Source organism: Domibacillus sp. F004 (genome assembly GCF_057814295.1).
Window position 1 is genome coordinate 18,327 of the sequence record NZ_JBVATB010000011.1, and the last position, 18,919, is coordinate 37,245.

The following is an 18,919-nucleotide window of genomic DNA, read 5'->3' on the forward strand; positions in this document are numbered from 1 at the left end:
TTGCTTTTCAACAATGTCGAATTTCTTAACAACATTACCACCAATTACAGACATCACATATGCAATGACCACGATGAAAACATTCTATTACGGATTAAAAACAGCCATTTGACTGGTAACAATGATAATGCCGATTGCGACAGCCACAGCTACATAAGGCAAAATACCGGCTTTCTTTTTATAATGTGTCACATCTAGTTCATCGCCCGCAGCATTCTCCGGAAATTGTCCTTTATCAGTGACATAATGTCTGTAAAGAAACACAGGAATAATAAATAGGGAAACGACTAAACCGGATATAAGCGTGCCTGGTCCCCAAACGATAGCACCCAGTCCTAAGAAGGCAACATTTACAAAAGCTAATACTGCATTTACGCCTATAAGCCAGCCTGGCACTTTAAATGGTCGTGGCCAGTTTGGACGGTCCATCCGGTGGATCCATCCAGAACTTAAATTGAAAAAGTTCAATATGATATAGTTTACATTTGAAATTGCAAGAATAAATGTGTAGTCAGACAATGAAAGCAAGACGATATTGAAGACCAAGTTCGTCCACATTGCTCCACTAGGCGCTCCGTTTTTATTAACACTAGACATGAATTTTGGAAGCCATCCATCCACAGACCCTTGATATAAAGTACGGGATGAACCACCCATAGAAGTCATGATAGACAAGATCGTAGACAGGATAAGCAATAGGACAATAATCGTTCCTACTACAACACCACCGCCTACCATTTGAGCCATCGCCGTACCGACTCCCATTCCACTTGCAATATCAGGATCAAGTAATCCTGCAAGTCCTAAAGCATTTTGAAAAGAGAATGGAACAATGGTGAAAACAACTAAACATAATAAACCTGAAAACATAATTGCTTTAACAGTGTCTTTCTTAGGATCTTTAAACTCACTCGTATAACAAATTGACGTTTCAAAAGCATAAGTAGACCAAGCAGCTAAAAACAAGCCCCCAAATAATAGTGTCCATCCTGCTTCATCCCAAGAAACACCAGTCGGAAGGCTAGGAATGATATTTTCCACATTAATACCTTGAGTAAATAACGGTACGAGCCCCACGATAAGTAAAGGGATAAGAGCGACTACTGCAATAATTCTTTGGATACGTGCAGCATTTACAGCACCTAAGTTTTGGATCGCATAAACAATAAAAAGGAAAGCAAGAGCTAAAACAAAAGCAAAATCAAAACGAACAGTCAGATCTGGACGAATAAAACCTAAATCCAGTAGTGTGAATCCCCAAGTAGTAATGGCCGCAGTTGGGAAAAATGTGGTTAAGACAAATCCTGAAGCTAATTTTGTTCCTAGCGCTAATACCGGTGTCCAAGCAATCCAGTTACTCCAAATGGAGATGGCAGATAATACTTTCGAATATTTCACCCACGCCATCGCGCCATATACGGATGCTCCACCAGATTTGTTCGGATACATACCTGCAATTTCAGCAAATAGGAAAGCCTGAGTTAAGCCAATCAGAATCGATACTGTCCAAACTAACCAAGAAAGATTTCCTACCGTAGCTGCAATGGCGCCAATTGAAAACAATACTAAGGCTGGTACACCACTAGCAAGCCAAAAGGCATCTTTCCAAGTCATTTCCTTTTTCAATACGGTTGGTGAGCCTGTATTTTCCATTACTTCACCCTCTTTTCGTACACCCATAGAATTTCCCCCTTAAATCATTAATGGTGTTCATGTTCATCTAGTTGGTCTTGATGAGATTCAATTGTATCCGCTTCCATATTAGAAAAAGCAAAAATTAAAATGGCTGAAATAATGGTCGTAATAATCCACGGATAAGTTCTTGGTTTAAATGTAAGGTTTTCTTGATCTTTCTTTAATTCCACATTCATCATTGCCACGATGAACAAAATACTTAAAATAAAGAGGGCATCCATATAAATGAGCATTGCTGTATAATTGCCTAGCGGTAGCATATCTCCAAGCATTGCACCCATCATTCCACCCATTATTCCTCCAGCGACACCTTCTCCAATAGCTAATAGACTGATAGGCCTTCCTGCTAGATATCCAATAATCAGGCTAAATGTCATAGCAACCATAGTAGAGTGAGCTAAATCACTTTTATAGAAAATTCCGACAATTAATCCGATAGTTAGACTGCTCCCCATACACAATACCATGACGATCATCATGCCTGTCATGTTTTCTAAATGTTTTCGTACTTGATGTATTTTTATTACACAAACACTTGTATAGAGTAAGACTATGAGAGTGCTAATAGTTAACAACATGTTTGTTCACTTCCCGTATAGTAACATGTCAGTTCATTTTCTGTACAGTAACATATTTTCCCTGTATATAAGAAGGTGAAAAGGGAATTGTAATCAATTCCCTTTTCAAACAACTTTATAGTTATTAGTGGCAGCTAGCGCCTTTGATTGCTGCTGGACGTGGAAGATCCAATGCTGGGTTTCCATCATAGAAACCATGCGGTTTCAACATGAATCCGATATAGTGAGTTGGCATTACTGGCCAATCTTCCGGACGTACAACGTGATGAACAGCCATATTGTACCAAACAACAATATCTTCATTTTCAATATTGCGGTTCTCTTTTACCCAATTATTAAGCGTGCTTCCGTTCCATTCCCCTTGGTTCGGGTATTTACCAGAAGCATACATTTGATCACGATCAAATTTCGTCACGTGTAAATGATTTTTAATAAATCCTGCACGTTTCACGATACTTGATTCATCATGTAAGAAAATTCTTGCATTTTCACCAGGTACAAGTTCAAAACCTACTGGCTCACCTACAAAGTTTTTCTTGTTAGGGTTAATGATCTTCCATGCTCTTGCTGTTTCTTGATTCATGTTACGTTGAGCTTCTAGTTCTGTTTGGAATGTTGTTGTTTCCACACCGAACGCATTTAATTGTTTATTTGTTGCAAAATCAGGTTTCGACGCTACTGTGTTCAATTCTTGAACAGAGTTTTGTGGTCCATCGATATTTACATCAATACGGTAGTTAAAGATATGTTGGTGAATCGGTGCACTGATTTGTGGTGCAACCAATGAGCCATACTTCGGTTTTTCGCCTTCTTCAAGGACACCAACATTCAAGATACCTGTTAATTTTGCTTCATGTTCAATTTTACCATCTGTATAGAAGTACCAGAAGAATCCGTAGTCATAGTTCGCTACTGTCGTGAAGAATGAAACAACTAAACGGCGTGAACGGCGTACTTCTACCTCATCTGTTCTCCAATCTGTATGTTTCCATGCAATTCCGTAATCTTCTTCATGAAGACAAATCGCATTTTTAATTCTATGAATATCACCATTACCTGTTGCCATAACAGCATCGAAGTAGTCGATATGACCGACACAGTCACAACCGCGTTCCAATGAGTTCGCTAATTGGCCAATTCCGTATTCACCAGCATCAAACGCACATTGCCAGTCATGAGCCGGATCTGTATCTCCGTAAGGAACTACCATTTCAGATAAAGCTGCACGATATAGGATCGAGCGTTTTTCTCCTTTATCATGGTAATCTACTGTGTTAAGAACAAGACCTTCCCGTGCTGTATAACCAATTCGAATGTCCCATTTTTGCCATTTAATGTTATGTCCATTAATTTCATAGCTTGGGCCTTCTGGTTGTGTAATTTCTAATGGTTTTAAATCTGTGCGTACTTGGATCGCATCAGATTGCTCCGGTTTATATGGTGCAGGTGTTGGCGCAATCGGTCTTACTCCGTAGTCTTCAATACGTACAATTTCCATTGTGCTTAAATCAACGACAGGTAGTAGACCTGAAAGAGGATATGCATAAGCATTATCGCCTTCAAATTTTCTAACAAAACACAATGCTTTTGCTAGACGTTTTCCTTCGTCTTCTTTGATACCAAAGTTACCAACAGACCAAGGGTCTACCATAACAAGACTTGGATCTGTAATGCCACGTTTTGCAAGCGCTGCATGGAAGTCAGGATGGTTTTTCACTGTTTCTTCAAGTTCAGAATACTCTTCAAAAAGGAATGAAGGTTGAACGCCTGGAACATGTGTCCATGAAATAACTTTTTCATCTGTAAGAGAGATAACACCCTCATACGTTTGGCTATCTGCTGTATCCAAAACGATCATAAAAGCTTCACGTACAACTGCGTCGCCTTCTTTGAAATTTAACACAACTGATTTTTCAGGCTCATGCAAACCAACTTGCTCAAATCGAGCTTTATCCGTTAGTCCTCTTTCTTTTCTTGCAATTGCAACCGCTTTCGTAATTTCATCTGCTGTAAGTGGCTCTAATGGATGGCCTACTTGCTTCAATGTTTCTTGAGTGCTCATGTAATATCCTCCCTTTTATCTATTGGTAGCTCTTCATACATACTATAACTAATTTATTAATCCCCAATGATTCGTTAATCTCCAGCCCCCTGCTGAAATTACCCTTTGTTAACTCGTTTAGTGAGGAACCGTTGATTTAACTAAATATTATCTAAGTCTTTATTTCATTAATTGTAAAAATCGGAACTATTCTGACTTTTTATGAGATTTTAATGGTCGATTCTTCAATTTTTTCCAAATAGTTTGCTATTTTTTTGCATGAGCCATTCTTTTATTGATTTGATCTTTACAGAACTACTCTTCCAACAAGAGGGCTTTAATCATAAATGTTCCTACTCGCAGCATGCATATGTTCTCACCATTCTGTTCGTAACTACCATTTTTCTAGCTAATTGATTGATTACAACCTTTGCCTTTCATCACTTCATTCACTTTATCAACTGCCCCATCAAATTGATAAATGTCTCCGCCAAAACCTAATTGGAATTGCTTTGCTTGTTTCATAGATTCAAAAATAAGCACTTGCGGCTGACAGTGATTAAGTTGTAAATCTGAATTAAATAAGAATGTCGCTATCTTGGCGCTGATGGTTGTCTCTTTTAAAAAGTCATAACAAATAATTTGAGAGACTTTTTGTTCTATATCTTGATATCGAAGCAGCGCACAGTGAGCACAACAAGTATGTTCTACTCTATTATTTAATTTAATGAGCTGGACAGAAAATCTAGTGTTTGAAGGCTTATTACAGTACGAACAATTTTTAGATACAACGGTATTTTCCGAAGTATACGTAACACCATTTGACGTTTTCAACACTTTTTGTTCTTCAATTAATGGCTTTAAGTCGCGATAAACCGTCATAACAGACACATCTAATCGTTTACTGATCTCAGAAATTCGTAACGTCTCTTCTTCTTCTAACCAAGTTAAAATTTGTTGCTTTCGTTCTAAGGGCAACATTTTATTCCTCCGTTCTTATTTTTAAAAATAATTGATATCCATGTTGTAAATCAACAATTTCATATATAAATCAAATAGATTAAAGGTTTATTGTTCTATATGTAGAATAGCTAAATCTGTATATAAGGCATTGTATAAAACGGAAAGAAATGTTGAACTTTAACATTTCTACAAGAATCAATTGTATTACTCGTTCTTGTACTCGAATATAGAAACAACCAGATTACCCAAATAACAAAAGAACATGAAGCAGCATCCACCTAATTATCACAGTTTCGGTTCATCTTTTTATCAAGAATTAGCCACCCACCTTCCTTCTCACTCTCATTTATCACAATTCCGGTTCATATATGTCTCTTAAAGCATATATAAAATGGATAAGTTTATCTAATTTGGTAATCAAACAATTTCTTGTTTGTTAATGTTTACATGTTTTACATTGTTTTAATTGTTTAGAAGGATAAAAACGCAGGTATATCAAGGATTCAAAACGCTTTATGATCACAGTTTCGGTTCAAACTATCACATTCAAAAAATATTAGTGATAGTAATTGCGGCCATTGGTTTAGCGGTTTGTTATAATGTATAAAACTATCACGTATTATGGAGAGAACATCCCTACAGTATCGTTCACTTTGCCTAAATGGTTCATAAATCCAGAAACAGATGAGCTGCCAGAAGATGATGATTTCCAAGAAGAAAGATACATTTTCTATAAGTTGCTCAATCTCACGGATAAAGACATTGCAGAGAGGGAAAACAAGTTAAAAAAGCATAGCAATAATTGCAGTGGACCGTGTCATTTTTAATAAAATTCAAAAACCGTGCTGTCCCTAATCAGTGAGTGTTGATTGGGGACAGCACGGTTTTGGCATACAAAAAAGCTATCTTCATTAGAGTATCTGCGTTGAAACCAATATATAAAAGCTATATATGCAACGTTTAAGTATTGTATTGAATCGTCTAAACTTATCTAAACAGAAAAATGAATATAACCAAAAACGTTATATTTACTTTATGATTTATGTATCCTCTCTAAAAGTATCCTTTTTTCTTCTTCCATTTCCTTGTCTGAACGTTCGATGTTACTTAGTTCTTCAATTTGAAGAATTTCATATAATTCATGTTTAATGTCTTCAAATTTTTGATGAGCTTGTTCATCATCTAGGGTCATCCATGTTTTTATCTCTTCAATCGATTTCCTTTTCACTAGCCATTCAGGTAAATGTTCTTTTGATTGCCTAAATTCAGAAACTAGATGAGTTAGAATGTGCTCGCTTTCTGAAACTACACCAGCTTCTTTAGTACCCGGAGTAGTTAAAACTTTTATAATGTAACCTACTGGGTTTTCTATGTCTCTTCTATACTGCATTTTCTCTAACAAATCAATTACCGTATCTTGTCCGTATTTTTCCCAGGATTCAATCATTTCATCTGTTAGCTGTATTCCCAAGCTTATTCCAAGCTTTTTTACAGTCTCAGAATAAGAATTTGGCAGTTTAAATCCTTCTAAATTTTCATGAAACAAATCCAATTGCTTCGATTTATGGTTCCTTGTAGAAAAGATAAGAAATTTAATTTTCTCAACTTTGCGGCCTTTTTTCACTTCTTCAATTTCAAAGGAAATATCCGTTTTCATCTTTAATTCTTTCTGGGCTGGGACTAACACACGTTGTTTAAAATTCCCATAGGCAGGATATATCTCTTCAGCTCCAAGCATTTTCCGGAGACTCGTTAGATGGAACGTTCTTTCTTGTAACTTTTCATACTGTTTTAAAAGTTCATATATCCGAATAGAATAAGAACTTTTTAATTTTATGATGTTTTCCAGCTTATAGCTTGTAAATTCTTTTTTTAATTCTAATAAATATGGACGTAAAAAGGGATCAAACCTTATATCTATTGCCCCTTCCGTCTCATTATAAGCAACGTAGCTTAACCAAGCAACTTGGATAACTTTCTTATCGATCCGTACTTCAAATACTTTTTGCATCAATTCTTTTGTAATCTGTCTTAATTCTGTATATTTGGGTGTCCCCTTTAATCCAAGCAAATTAGTAAATTCTTTGATAGGCAAGGTATATGTTTTAAAATCTGAATCAGCTGGACTAATGTTACTGGCGAGACACAAAATAATTTTTTGCTCCACAACACCCAGTTTATAGTTCGCCTCAATAAGCAGATTAGACTTGGTCACAAGATTATTAGGCTGTGGTTCAATCACTTCTGTTACAGGAGTAAGCAACAAAGACCCTCCCCTTTCGCTTAATCTAATTATGACAAAACTTCAACTATAACAAAAGAGTTTTTTCGTTATAGTTGAAGTTTTTTTATGACCTACCTCCCCCTCAGCACCAAATTTGTTATGTTTAACACCATTTTTGTTATACATAAACCAAATTTGTTATGTTTAACACCATTTTTGTTATAGTTATAGCACCATTTTTGTTATGGCTCGCACCATTTTTGTTATGGCTCACACCATTTTTGTTATGGCTCACACCATTTTTGTTATAGTTAAGTGGATTGAGCCCTTGGTACTACTGGCTTTTCAGCCTCCGAAAACAAGATAAAACAAGATAAAACAAGATAAAACAAAGTACTGTAAAACACACAAAAGGAGCGTGTGAGCAATAAAATAAAATGAACTTCCTTTTTCTAAAACAAACCAGTTATCATCGCTGAATAGTTTTAACATTTAATATTCACTTTTTAAATAAACACTTGGCATAATAGTTTACTTTTAGTCACATAGACAGAAATAATTCTGATTAGCTATCTTCAATTAATACAAAGAAATATTTACTATTTCCTTCCACTTAGAAAGACGCACTAATATAAAGAATAAGTTTGCAAATCAAATAGTCATACAGTAAACTGTATTTACAGTTTCATATTCAAAAGGAGGGGTAGTGTGGCACACATAATTTCTTTTGGTTTACAAAAAGGCGGCGTTGGTAAAACGACGACAACTGCTATTACCGCATTTATTTTATCTAAAACAAAAAAGGTTCTGGCCATTGATCTAGATGGTCAAGGTAACTTAACAAGGATGCTTACCGGAAAAAGAAAAAGTAGTTTTGAAAGAACGATTTATGACGCATTAAAAGCTGTAAATACAGATAACTGTATTACTGTAATTACAGATAGTCTTCATATTATAGCAGCAAACGATGATGCATCAAAGATACCTAGCCTTGTCGCAGCATCTAAAGAAAAGCAACGTCTGCATTTGCTTGAACTGTCACTTAAAAGCATTCAAGATGAATATGACTATATTTTAATTGATCTCCCTCCTGCGTTAGCTGAACAAACTCTTTTAGGACTTACTGCAAGTGATTATACTGTCACTATGCTTCAAACCGATCCATTTGCCTTCCATGCTCTAGATGATTATTTAGAAACGTGTCAGCTCGTGAAAGAAGCATATAATCCTAAACTCAAATTAGCTGGCATTTTATCGGTTTTATTAAATTCACGTGCCTCTTTAGATCAATCAATTTTAAGAAAAGTTCGTGAAGATTATGAAGAACTTGTTTTTAGCAGCGTAGTGAAAAGACAAGCAAGAATAAAAGAATTTACAATTACAGGTATATCAGATCGAACAAAAGCAGATCGAACAGCATTAACTGAATATACTCATTTTGTAGAGGAGTTGATTATGCGTGTCGAAAAAGGCTAAATTTGCCGGGCTGTTAAGCGAAGAGGAAACACCCACCACAAAAAAGAAAGAAGATGTATTAAGTGCTATATCCAGCAATACATTAATACAGGAAACTGTAAATACAGCAAAAAAAAAGAAAGCTACTTATGAATTAGATATAGAACTTCATAAAAAATTAAAATTATATGCAGCCGAAAACGAGAAAACAATGACTGAAGTTGTTGAAGCAGCCGTAAAAAAATACATGGATAACTAATTTAGCAAAAGACCAATATACAGTTATACATAAATACAGTTTTATGTAAATACAGAAAAAGTAAGCATTCACAAAAGGATTTGTAGGGTATAAAACAAAAGCGTAATAAAATGTAGTACAGGGTAGGATGGCAGGCGTGGCTATCAAGGTATCCCTGGCGTAGGTGGGGCCGGTACTGTGAACAGAAGGACGAATCTGTTCTTTTTATTGCGTAAAAAGAACATTCGATACATAAGCATGGAGGGGGGATTATAAAAACAAATACGGAATGATACTTTACTTTAAATAATTCTGTTGTTTATATGAAAGCCTCATAAGAATCATCCGATCGAACCGTTTACTTTTCGTGATCGGTTCTTTTTCATTTCCATACACAAAAAACTTATAACAACAAGAAAAATAAACCATTCATTCCAAATTTGAATTTGGAATCTCTTGTATAAATTCAGAAAGTTTGCTATAAATAGAGTTAACAAAATGAACGGAAAATAAAAAAAAGCAAAAGCGTGTTATAGAAGGATGGCAGTCCTTTATAACCGTCTACCGTGCCAAACCACGGTAAACACTTGCTTTCGCCTTCTTTACTTATATAATGTCTTATTATACGGCATTTATATGTAATTTTCAAGGGAAAGTAACTCTTTTACAGTCATGCAAAAGACGTGTTTACCGTTTTTATCCGGTAAATGCGTCTTTTTGTTTTCCTAAAAGGAGACAGAATCATGGCTGTAAGCAAACTAATATCTACCGAAGAATTTAAAAAAATGATGAACTATAAACGATACGCTGAGAATCGCAAACAGCAGCAATCAATGAAATTACGATTATTAAAAGCAGTAGAAAAAGCATATGGTGAGAGCTATTACCGTCTGAAAAAAGCGACACGCAAAGCAATCGATATGATGTGTTGGTTTTCATCTGAAAAGGGCTTTTTCTTTGCGAAAGATGGTTATTTCGCAGACCGTTATGGTGTATCTGACAAGACGATCCGAAACGTAGCTCAAAAACTGCGTAAAGCCGGTGTACTATTCACAGTCTATCGCCGTTCGAGCACACAAAATGGAAGAAGTGCACCAGTCCATCTTTTTATGGATCATCCGTATTTTTCACATTGGGAGCAGCTTCTTCATTTAAGTAATTTCCAAGCTAATTTCCAAGCTGAAAATGTTGAAACCTCTTGTCGGAGTAAGAACCAAAGCACCAAAAAAGTCTCTACCAATTATTCAGCATTATTAAAATCTTTTAAAACCTTACGTAAGCAAGAACCCGTTTTAGATTATTCTTTTACACCGTCTCATATTCCGCAAAAATTTGTAGATATGGTGAAGATGTTCTACAGAGAAGCGAAAGATATCTATCGTTTTTGGGGCAAAACAATGCAAGCTTACCGGACAAGTTATCTAAATGCACCTCTCGAAGAAATTGTATCGATTGCCTTGCAGTCGTTTAAAGAAAGTATTTTTGCTCAAAAGCAAAAACGTATTAAAGGATCGTTTGACGGCTACTTTTATGGTACGCTGCGAAACATGTTTCAAATTGAAAAACGTAAAGAGATACTAAAGAATCACCCGATTTTTTATAATTTTTTAGAAATATAATCCGTCTAATAGAAAAAATATCGTCTTTATTATCAATGGTTGAATCTCTTTTTACTGGATTAAAGATTAATGATCTTACTTCCTTGAAATCGCTAATCACAATTTGTTTAAATTATTCTGGCTAAGCCTCCTCTTAATGAAAACAAGTACCTATATGTTAGACTTGTCATTGGGGTTTCAGTATAGAACAGATCGTTAAAATGAGATAATACAGATGTTTACCTAACCATAGTCTATCTCTCGCAGCCATCTGTACAGGTTTTAGGTTGGATCACTCTATCACTTTTTTATACCTCCCTTGTATGAAGGATCCGGCAGTGTTTTTTCAATAAATTTGCTAAGGCAATTTGAAAAATAAGGAGAGAAACAAGATGACAGAAAAGCAAAAAAGTCCTGCAAAAAAGAAGTATGCACCAGCATATGAAAAACTGTACCAATTTAGGAAGGGGCAAGAAATAAAGATTGCTTTTTTAGACGGCAAAACGATTACAGGAAGTGTCTATCAATTTTCTAAATATCATATTGTTTTGGAGCTGGAAGGGAAAAATGAGCTGGTAACCGTATTTAAACATGCGATGAAATACATCATAAGCAAGAAGCCAGAAATCGCTGAAGGAGAATAAGACTGTTCTTTTTCTTGTGTTTTTTCGAGTTGTAGAAAAGGGCAATGATTCTTTTTATTCAAAGGAGATTTTTACATAGCAGCCAACTATAGGCCAAATAATAGGGAGTGTATTCTAGATTTAGAATAGAGCCGAACATCGAACTAGGATTACTTAGCTTTTACATCTGGCATCAATTCTGGACTGCTCATTAGCGATATCATGTCACATTCAGGGAACCTCACTTCTGTTTATATGAGGTCGTACCTGACATAAATCGGCATGGTACTCGATTCTAGTAGGACACTCACTACCCACTCGTATATTCAGTACTCTATATATCTCTATCAACATTACTGAAAGTTAAAACAATACTTCCCCCTCTCCTATGCTATTGCTTAAAAAAAGGCGAAATCTGTTGAAATTGATTTAATGAAAAGTGGAAAATATGAAAACTAAAGAAAAATAATGAAATGTTGAGAAAAACAGAGATGGTTTCGTTTTCATCCTCATTGTTATCGTTTACACGAGTTATGTTGCCGTTTTCATTGACTTTGCAAAAACGCTATAAAGAAACGATAATTAAGACAATACCAATGAGGAAGGGGATTACTTAAATGAAGAAAGTAATTACATCTATCACAGCTGCAATGAAAATGTACAGTAAAGGATTTACAAAAGCTTGGGAAAATGGCATTGAAATTTACACAAAATAAAATGATTTTAATGAATAGTAAATATATAAAAAGTTAGGACGGATAAAATTGATGTTAACTAACCCTAGTTATCAAAGTGATCCACCAACCGGTTCTCAAAAGTAAAAAAAGAGAATCGGTTTATTTGTGCAGAAATAGTCTTTCCACACAGTGTCAAGTATAAAAAGTTTGTATAAGTATGCATTACAAGCCAAGCGTTTTCTGCTTAGAGACGTATTCCACTACATCCACATAAAAGTGCCTTATTGCCTTGCCCCCCTCCTATTCCTAATCTAGCACGTTCGCCCCTCTATACACAGGTGTTCATACATATAAAGAGTCAACATTAAAGGAATAATCAATGAAAAAATGCTACCTCTGAAATCATTTAGTTTGTTATCATCCCAAAAATAAAGAGAATTTTTAAGGGCGGTTTGGCTGAGGCCAACGAACATTCTTCTCTCACTTACCACTGGGCTTTGCTCGTTAAGTGTTTGAATGAAGGTATCCTGTGTGAAGAACTGATATAAAAAAACAAAAAAAGATGCCATAAAGTCAATGAATATTGTCTTTAATAGCATCTTTTTGGATTAAGAGAAATGAGCGAAAAGTTGAATCTATTAATATGTTTTGCTAAGAATATGATCGATCGAGTTTATCTACTCTAAATTCGCGTGGCGTCCGTACATTTTATCTGAATCCATGCCTTTTTTCTCCATGAAACGAAGAATGATGGAATCATAAAACAATAACAGACTTTGCTCAAACAAAGAGCCCATTGGCTGAATCGTTTTGTTTCCTGTATCTGCACCAGACTTCGCCTGACCAGGAATTTCAATCACGATATCTGCCAAGTTGCCAATTGTCGAGTTTGGAAAAATCGTCACGGCTGCTACTGTCGCACCAATGCTCTTGGCTTTTTCCGCCATCGCTACAAGGCTTTTCGTTTCACCAGATCCAGAGCCGATGATAAAGATATCACCTTCCTCTAAGTTCGGTGTCACTGTTTCCCCAACGATATACGGATCAAGGCCCATGTGCATCATGCGCATAACAAAGCATCTTGCCATAAAGCCAGAACGGCCGGCCCCTGCAACAAATACTTTTTTAGCGTCTAAAATGCCGTTGACCAACTGTTCCGCACTCTCATCCTTAATAAGGCCCGCTGTTTTTTGCAGCTCCTGCAAAACGATTTGAGTATATTCTGTTGTTTGCATAGAATTATACCGTTGCTTTTTGGATAAGTTGTTGCATTTCTGCCGCAACTGCTTTTTTGTCGTCTGCGCCTGTGATACCGCCGCCTACGATAACAAGATCCGGTTGTGCTGCAATAACGCCTGGAAGTGTTTCCAATTTAATGCCGCCAGCTACTGCTGTTTTCGCGTTTTTCACGACACTTTTGATTGTGTTAAGTTGTTCGAATGGTGTTTCACCTGCAGCTTGAAGATCGTAACCTGTATGTACACAGATGTAATCTACGCCAAGTGCATCTACTTCTTGTGCACGTTGTGCAAGGTTTTTAATGTTGATCATGTCGATCAAGATTTCAGAACCGTGTTTTTTCGCTTCTTCTACCGCACCTTTAATTGTTGCATCATCTGTTGCACCAAGAATCGTTACGATGCCTGCGCCTGCTTGAGAGGCTACCATTACTTCATAACCGCCTGCATCCATTACTTTCAAGTCCGCAAGAACTGTTAAGTTAGGGAATGCTTCTTTCATTTCTTTTACTGCACGAAGGCCTTCGTTAATAATAACCGGTGTGCCGATTTCAACGACATCAACGAATTGTTCTACTTCTTTCACGACTGCGATACCTTCTGGAATGTTGACAAGATCAAGTGCTAATTGTAATTTCATGGATATGTCACTCCTTCTACTAATTTGTTAGTTTTTGATTGTTATTGGTACAAGACTCATTATAAGTCCTAATCTTCAGAAAACAAAGTACGCACTTTTATAACATATAGTGCTAAAAAATATACTTTTAGATTTGAATTAGAGAAGAATGGAGGGGGTTTTTGTAAGAAAAAGATGAATGTATTTTATATACACAAAAATGTATATACACATTTGAGGAAATAGAATTGATAAAAAAACCGTGTGTACGAGTCACTATTAATGAGTCTACACACGGTTATGAGGCATATTTAATTGGGTTAATAAAACCTTTGCCGGCTTTTTGATTACAAATAACAACATATTTACTTTTAACAAAGTTAATAATCTCCTCTAAAGTTAATATAATATGCGTTTATTTATTTACCTTGTTTTTACAGTATTGGCTGTCTCCATGTAATCTTTCCCCCAGCTATACATAGCTTCTAGAATAGGCATTAAGCTTTTGCCTTGATCCGTAAGGGAGTATTCAACTTTAGGCGGAACGACAGCATACACCTCCCGATGCACAATGAAGTTGTCTTCTAACTCACGTAATTGACTGACCAGCATTCGAGGAGAGATACCTGGCATAAGAGATCTTAGTTCATTAAAACGTTTCTTTTCTTCTTTCCCCAAATGCCACAAAATCAGCATTTTCCACTTTCCTCCTATAACAGAAAGGGTTAATTCTTTTTCACAGTTGTAAGACTTGCCACACAGCTCTATCACTCTGATCACCTCCGTTTCAAATTATACTTATATCACCATAATAACCATTTTTTGTTATATAGATAGTTCTAGAAGGATATTATATATTCTGCGTGGAGAAGTTGTACAGGTGAAAATTGAAAGTTGCAGGATAAATGGTTAAATAACCATGACTGTGTAAAATGGTGTAAATCAGATAAAGTATGACTGTTTTAGAGGAGGGAAATGAAGTTTATAGGATAACTATTTTTGAAAAATAAATAAAACATACACTGGTGATACGTATCATTTTGTAATTATGTTTATAGTTCTATAACCTTTTCCCTACCACACTGAGTAAACATTAAAACAGTATTTAATTAAAGTTATTTTCTGCATAATTATAATTTAAGAAAAAGCCAAGGCTTTTAGAAAAAAGACACTTGGCAAATTCAGCATTATGACAGAAACAGAGTATACAATTAGAATAGGACAGTGGTCTTATTGGATAGAATAACAGATCCACTGTCAACAAACATAAGGTAAAAATTAACGTGCGGCAGATTTCGCGCTATCTCTAATAGCTTGAATAGCTTGAGCACGATCTTTTTGATTATAAATAGCTGAGCCTGCGACAAGAACATTGGCGCCAGCTTCGACACAAAGTTTAGCTGTTTCAGGATTTACTCCACCGTCTATTTCAATTTCAACATCTAAGTTTTTCTCCGCTACAAGATCAGCAACTTCTCTGATTTTAGGTAAAACCGAATGAATAAACGATTGTCCGCCAAATCCAGGATTTACTGTCATGAGCAATACCATGTCAACATCTTCTATTACATGTTGAATGGTAGAGACAGGGGTATGCGGATTCAATACAACGCCCGCCTTTGTGCCTGTTGATTTGATCAGTTGAAGCGTTCTGTGCAGATGAGGACAAGCTTCTACGTGCACAGTAATAATATCAGCACCAGCTTTTGCAAATGCATCAATATATTGATCAGGGTTTTCGATCATTAAGTGTACATCTAGTGGTAAATCAGTAACAGGTCTAATCGCATCAACGATTAGTGGACCGATGGTGATATTCGGAACAAAATGTCCGTCCATAACATCGACATGGATGTAATCAGCTCCACCTAGCTCCACATCTTTTATATCTTCTCCAAGCTTTGCAAAGTCAGCTGAAAGAATAGAAGGTGCAATTTTAATCATAATTAAATCCTCCAATTTTTTTGAAAAGTAGAATCATTGATTCTCTTGTAAAGACTTGCATAACAAGCTACTACTTTAGTAATTGTAGCCTGTTTCCCCCTGAATAATGCTGTGTTAAAATATATACTCTAGATAGAGTATATATTTTACTGTGCTATACAGTATACATAACGAATCAACTAAAAGTAACGAAATATCATTTATTCGTATTTTAATAGTTACATAAACGAAGGTTCAGGCAGACGGTGTGCAATATAAAAAACTTCTCCGTCACTCTCGCCATCAAAAACCATAGGAACGTTCGGAGTGAATATAAAGACATCTCCTGCCTCAGCTAAATATTTATTGCCCTGCATATCGCGCAAGACAAATTTGCCTTTAATAACGAAATTCACTTCCAAAAACTCAAACTCAAAACCAAATTCTTCGCCTGGCTGCATGGCGAAATATCCCATAGAAAGAGCATTTTCTTTTGATGTAAGTGGAACATCTATGATTTGGCTTCTTAATCCAGGGATACCTAATTGGTCATTCAATTCTTTCATTTGAAAAGTTCCTGCTTTAATAACTTGGATCCCAGGTCCTTTGCTTAAATAACTGTAGTTTGTTTCTGTCGTTGATTCGCTCATGTTCTTCGCCCCTATATAATTATTTTAGCTTTCTTTGAAACGACTATCGTTTGGCTATTGAAATAGGAACGTTGAAAATATTGTAAAAATTCAGAGTATTATTCCTGGTTGAACTTATGCTTACATAAATAATTAAATAAATAAACCTTTTTTTCTCGAATAGTGGGATGTTTTTTGGGATTTATAAAATTAATTATTCGAAAGTTTTAACCTAAAAACGACAAATGATTGCATTTTTCATTTTTTTTTTAGAAAAACTGAAAAATAACCAGAAATCGACTTAAACCTTTAAATAACGGCGATTTCAGCTAAAATTAAATACGAATTTTCGGAAAATTTGATCAAAAGTATACTTCCTGACACTATATGTTGACAAAGTGCGTACTTACAGATGTGTAAACGACAAGATATACTGTGTATGTACAGGTGGAAACTCGATTTGAAAATGTTGTATATGATTGCAAGTAACACTTAAATAGGAGGTGACCTGATGAATAAATTAAAAAATAATGTCGTTTTTGAAAAAAATGTTCAGTCACTAGCTATGGATTTTCTCACTGTCGCACAAAAAGCAGCTATTGCTTCTTACCCTTGGATTGGAAAAGGGAACAAGATAGAGGCAGACGGTGCTGGAACTGAAGCGATGCGTAATCAAATGAACCTTATCGATATGAGTGGTTTGATTGTTATTGGTGAAGGTGAAATGGATGAAGCGCCTATGCTTTATATTGGTGAAGAGCTTGGAACGAGAAAAGGTCCAGAAGTAGACATTGCGGTTGATCCAGTTGAAGGAACAACGATGATGTCTAAAGGTCAAAATGATTCGTTAACAGTTATTGCTGTTTCCACTAAGGGTAGTTTATTACATGCACCGGATATGTATATGCATAAGATTGCAGTCGGGCCAAAAGCAAAAGGTGCTATAAACATAGATGCATCTTTAACAGAAAATATGAAGTCAGTTGCTAAAGCTTTAGGTAAAGACATAAAAGATTTAGTAGTGATGATACAAGATAGACCACGGCATGATCATTTGATTAAACAAGTATTTGATGCGGGAGCTCAAGTGAGGTTGTTTCCTGATAATGATGTTAATGGTTCCATCGCTACTGCAATTGATCACATTGAAGGTGATATATTGGTCGGTATGGGCGGTGCGCCGGAAGGGGTTATTGCTGCGACTGCATTGAAGAGTATGGGAGGAGATTTCCAAGGCAAACTTGCTCCTCAAGACCAAGAAGAATTTGATCGCTGCGTTGAAATGGGAATAACAGATCCTGAAAAAGCTTTAACACTAGATGACATTGTGAAATCTGACGATTGCTTGTTTGTCGGCACAGGAATTACCGATGGATTATTATTAAACGGCATTCAAAAACCAAATGATGGTCTAATAAAATCCCATTCATTTTTAACAGTTAGTGGTAACTCAGAAAAGTACCAGTACATTGAAGCGTATCATTCATAAAAATTGCTATATAAAAAATAAAAAAAGCGTCATATAAAAAGGAGAGAATCATATGCCATTAGTATCAATGAAAGAAATGTTAATTCAAGCGAAAGAAAAAGGATATGCTGTAGGACAATTTAATATTAATAACCTTGAGTTCACTCAAGCGATTTTACAAGCTGCACAAGAAGAAAACTCACCAGTTATTCTTGGAGTATCTGAAGGTGCTGCTCGTTACATGGGCGGTTTCAAATTAATCGTTACAATGGTAAAAGAATTAATGGAAGAATATAACGTAACAGTTCCTGTCGCTATTCATCTTGACCACGGATCTAGCCTTGAAAAATGTGTACAAGCTATTCATGCTGGATTTACATCTGTCATGATCGATGGTTCACATCATCCACTTGAAGAAAATATCGAACTTACTAAACGTGTTGTACAAATTGCACATGCTGTTGGTGTATCTGTTGAAGCAGAACTTGGTCGTATCGGCGGACAAGAAGATGATCTTAGTGTAGATGCAGCAGATGCATTTTATGCGATCCCTTCAGAGTGTGATCAATTGGTTCGTGAAACAGGCGTAGACTGTTTTGCACCTGCATTAGGTTCTGTACATGGCCCGTATAAAGGTGAACCTAACCTTGGATTTGATCGTATGAAAGAAGTAATGGAATTAACAGGTGTACCTCTTGTACTTCATGGTGGAACTGGTATCCCAACAAAAGACATTAAAAAAGCGATTTCGCTTGGATCAGCGAAAATTAACGTAAATACAGAAAGTCAAATTACGTCTACTCAAGCGGTTCGTGACGTGTTGAATAACGACGATAAAGTATACGATCCACGTAAGTTCCTCGGCCCAGCTCGCGATGCGATTAAAGAAACAGTTCGTGGCAAAATGCGTGAATTTGGTTCTTCAGGCCAAGCTTAATTAATAAAAGTAA

The 18,919-nt window shown here is 36.0% G+C and carries 16 protein-coding genes; 6 read left to right on the forward strand and 10 right to left on the reverse strand.

The genetic code is table 11. The features are described from left to right. Positions 1-87: 87 nt before the first annotated feature. The 5 genes from ACZYRN_RS18075 to ACZYRN_RS18095 all read right to left on the reverse strand — a co-directional run bounded on the left by ACZYRN_RS18075 (position 88) and on the right by ACZYRN_RS18095 (position 7,543). Positions 88-1,680 carry a trimethylamine N-oxide permease gene (locus ACZYRN_RS18075; RefSeq protein WP_488912996.1) on the reverse strand — a complete coding sequence of 531 codons (1,593 nt, stop codon included), beginning with the start codon at positions 1,678-1,680 and terminating at the stop codon, positions 88-90. A 20-nt stretch (positions 1,681-1,700) separates the two neighbouring features. After that, positions 1,701-2,273, reverse strand: coding sequence for a hypothetical protein (locus ACZYRN_RS18080; RefSeq protein ID WP_488912997.1), 573 nt, complete (start codon positions 2,271-2,273; stop codon positions 1,701-1,703). A gap of 124 nt (positions 2,274-2,397) precedes the next feature. Beyond that, a complete protein-coding gene (locus ACZYRN_RS18085; RefSeq protein WP_488912998.1) occupies positions 2,398-4,335 on the reverse strand; it encodes a primary-amine oxidase in 1,938 nt (645 codons plus the stop codon). A gap of 384 nt (positions 4,336-4,719) precedes the next feature. After that, positions 4,720-5,295, reverse strand: coding sequence for a DeoR family transcriptional regulator (locus ACZYRN_RS18090; protein ID WP_488912999.1), 576 nt, complete (start codon positions 5,293-5,295; stop codon positions 4,720-4,722). Positions 5,296-6,310: 1,015 nt separating this feature from the next. Further along, the gene (locus ACZYRN_RS18095; RefSeq protein ID WP_488913000.1) at positions 6,311-7,543 is read right to left on the reverse strand and encodes a replication initiation protein; all 1,233 of its coding nucleotides are present in this window, start codon (positions 7,541-7,543) and stop codon (positions 6,311-6,313) included. Between the two features lie 666 nt (positions 7,544-8,209). On the opposite strand from ACZYRN_RS18095, the gene ACZYRN_RS18100 reads away from it, so the two are divergent. The 4 genes from ACZYRN_RS18100 (at position 8,210) to ACZYRN_RS18115 (ending at position 11,436) form a co-directional block, all read left to right on the forward strand. Further along, positions 8,210-8,977: a ParA family protein gene (locus ACZYRN_RS18100; RefSeq protein ID WP_488913001.1), complete on the forward strand. Its 768-nt coding sequence runs from the start codon at positions 8,210-8,212 to the stop codon at positions 8,975-8,977. Further along, positions 8,961-9,215, forward strand: coding sequence for a hypothetical protein (locus tag ACZYRN_RS18105; protein WP_488913002.1), 255 nt, complete (start codon positions 8,961-8,963; stop codon positions 9,213-9,215). Before ACZYRN_RS18100 ends, ACZYRN_RS18105 begins: the two co-directional genes overlap by 17 nt. Positions 9,216-9,937: 722 nt before the next feature. Then, a complete protein-coding gene (locus tag ACZYRN_RS18110) occupies positions 9,938-10,813 on the forward strand; it encodes a transcriptional regulator (protein ID WP_488913003.1) in 876 nt (291 codons plus the stop codon). A 371-nt stretch (positions 10,814-11,184) separates the two neighbouring features. Further along, a complete protein-coding gene (locus ACZYRN_RS18115) occupies positions 11,185-11,436 on the forward strand; it encodes an RNA chaperone Hfq (RefSeq protein ID WP_488913004.1) in 252 nt (83 codons plus the stop codon). A gap of 1,333 nt (positions 11,437-12,769) precedes the next feature. Here ACZYRN_RS18115 and hxlB read toward each other — a convergent pair. The 5 genes from hxlB to ACZYRN_RS18140 all read right to left on the reverse strand — a co-directional run bounded on the left by hxlB (position 12,770) and on the right by ACZYRN_RS18140 (position 16,522). Next, positions 12,770-13,327 (reverse strand): 6-phospho-3-hexuloisomerase, encoded by a 558-nt coding sequence (hxlB, locus tag ACZYRN_RS18120; protein ID WP_488912990.1) that lies wholly within the window; start codon positions 13,325-13,327, stop codon positions 12,770-12,772. Positions 13,328-13,331: 4 nt separating this feature from the next. After that, on the reverse strand, positions 13,332-13,970 hold the full coding sequence (hxlA, locus tag ACZYRN_RS18125; RefSeq protein WP_488913005.1) for a 3-hexulose-6-phosphate synthase: 639 nt from the start codon (positions 13,968-13,970) through the stop codon (positions 13,332-13,334). Positions 13,971-14,372: 402 nt separating this feature from the next. Then, positions 14,373-14,720 (reverse strand): winged helix-turn-helix transcriptional regulator, encoded by a 348-nt coding sequence (locus ACZYRN_RS18130; protein ID WP_094777157.1) that lies wholly within the window; start codon positions 14,718-14,720, stop codon positions 14,373-14,375. Between the two features lie 507 nt (positions 14,721-15,227). Continuing rightward, positions 15,228-15,893: a ribulose-phosphate 3-epimerase gene (rpe, locus tag ACZYRN_RS18135; protein WP_488913006.1), complete on the reverse strand. Its 666-nt coding sequence runs from the start codon at positions 15,891-15,893 to the stop codon at positions 15,228-15,230. Between the two features lie 218 nt (positions 15,894-16,111). Then, the gene (locus ACZYRN_RS18140) at positions 16,112-16,522 is read right to left on the reverse strand and encodes a cupin domain-containing protein (RefSeq protein WP_488913007.1); all 411 of its coding nucleotides are present in this window, start codon (positions 16,520-16,522) and stop codon (positions 16,112-16,114) included. A 490-nt stretch (positions 16,523-17,012) separates the two neighbouring features. Here ACZYRN_RS18140 and glpX point away from each other — a divergent pair, with 490 nt between their 5' ends. Together glpX and fba are read left to right on the forward strand one after the other, a co-directional pair. Then, complete coding sequence (glpX, locus tag ACZYRN_RS18145; protein WP_488913008.1) at positions 17,013-17,990, forward strand: class II fructose-bisphosphatase; 978 nt, start codon at positions 17,013-17,015, stop codon at positions 17,988-17,990. Positions 17,991-18,042: 52 nt separating this feature from the next. Continuing rightward, positions 18,043-18,906, forward strand: a complete 864-nt coding sequence (fba, locus tag ACZYRN_RS18150) for a class II fructose-1,6-bisphosphate aldolase (protein ID WP_488913009.1) — start codon at positions 18,043-18,045, stop codon at positions 18,904-18,906. The last annotated feature ends 13 nt before the right edge of the window (positions 18,907-18,919 follow it).

Coding starts and splice junctions, on each gene's coding strand:
- ACZYRN_RS18075 (WP_488912996.1), bottom strand. CDS start 1,680: ATGGGTGTACGAAAAGAGGGTGAAGTAATGGAAAATACAGGCTCACCA.
- ACZYRN_RS18080 (WP_488912997.1), bottom strand. CDS start 2,273: ATGTTGTTAACTATTAGCACTCTCATAGTCTTACTCTATACAAGTGTT.
- ACZYRN_RS18085 (WP_488912998.1), bottom strand. CDS start 4,335: ATGAGCACTCAAGAAACATTGAAGCAAGTAGGCCATCCATTAGAGCCA.
- ACZYRN_RS18090 (WP_488912999.1), bottom strand. CDS start 5,295: ATGTTGCCCTTAGAACGAAAGCAACAAATTTTAACTTGGTTAGAAGAA.
- ACZYRN_RS18110 (WP_488913003.1), top strand. CDS start 9,938: ATGGCTGTAAGCAAACTAATATCTACCGAAGAATTTAAAAAAATGATG.
- ACZYRN_RS18115 (WP_488913004.1), top strand. CDS start 11,185: ATGACAGAAAAGCAAAAAAGTCCTGCAAAAAAGAAGTATGCACCAGCA.
- hxlB (WP_488912990.1), bottom strand. CDS start 13,327: ATGCAAACAACAGAATATACTCAAATCGTTTTGCAGGAGCTGCAAAAA.
- hxlA (WP_488913005.1), bottom strand. CDS start 13,970: ATGAAATTACAATTAGCACTTGATCTTGTCAACATTCCAGAAGGTATC.
- rpe (WP_488913006.1), bottom strand. CDS start 15,893: ATGATTAAAATTGCACCTTCTATTCTTTCAGCTGACTTTGCAAAGCTT.
- ACZYRN_RS18140 (WP_488913007.1), bottom strand. CDS start 16,522: ATGAGCGAATCAACGACAGAAACAAACTACAGTTATTTAAGCAAAGGA.
- glpX (WP_488913008.1), top strand. CDS start 17,013: ATGAATAAATTAAAAAATAATGTCGTTTTTGAAAAAAATGTTCAGTCA.
- fba (WP_488913009.1), top strand. CDS start 18,043: ATGCCATTAGTATCAATGAAAGAAATGTTAATTCAAGCGAAAGAAAAA.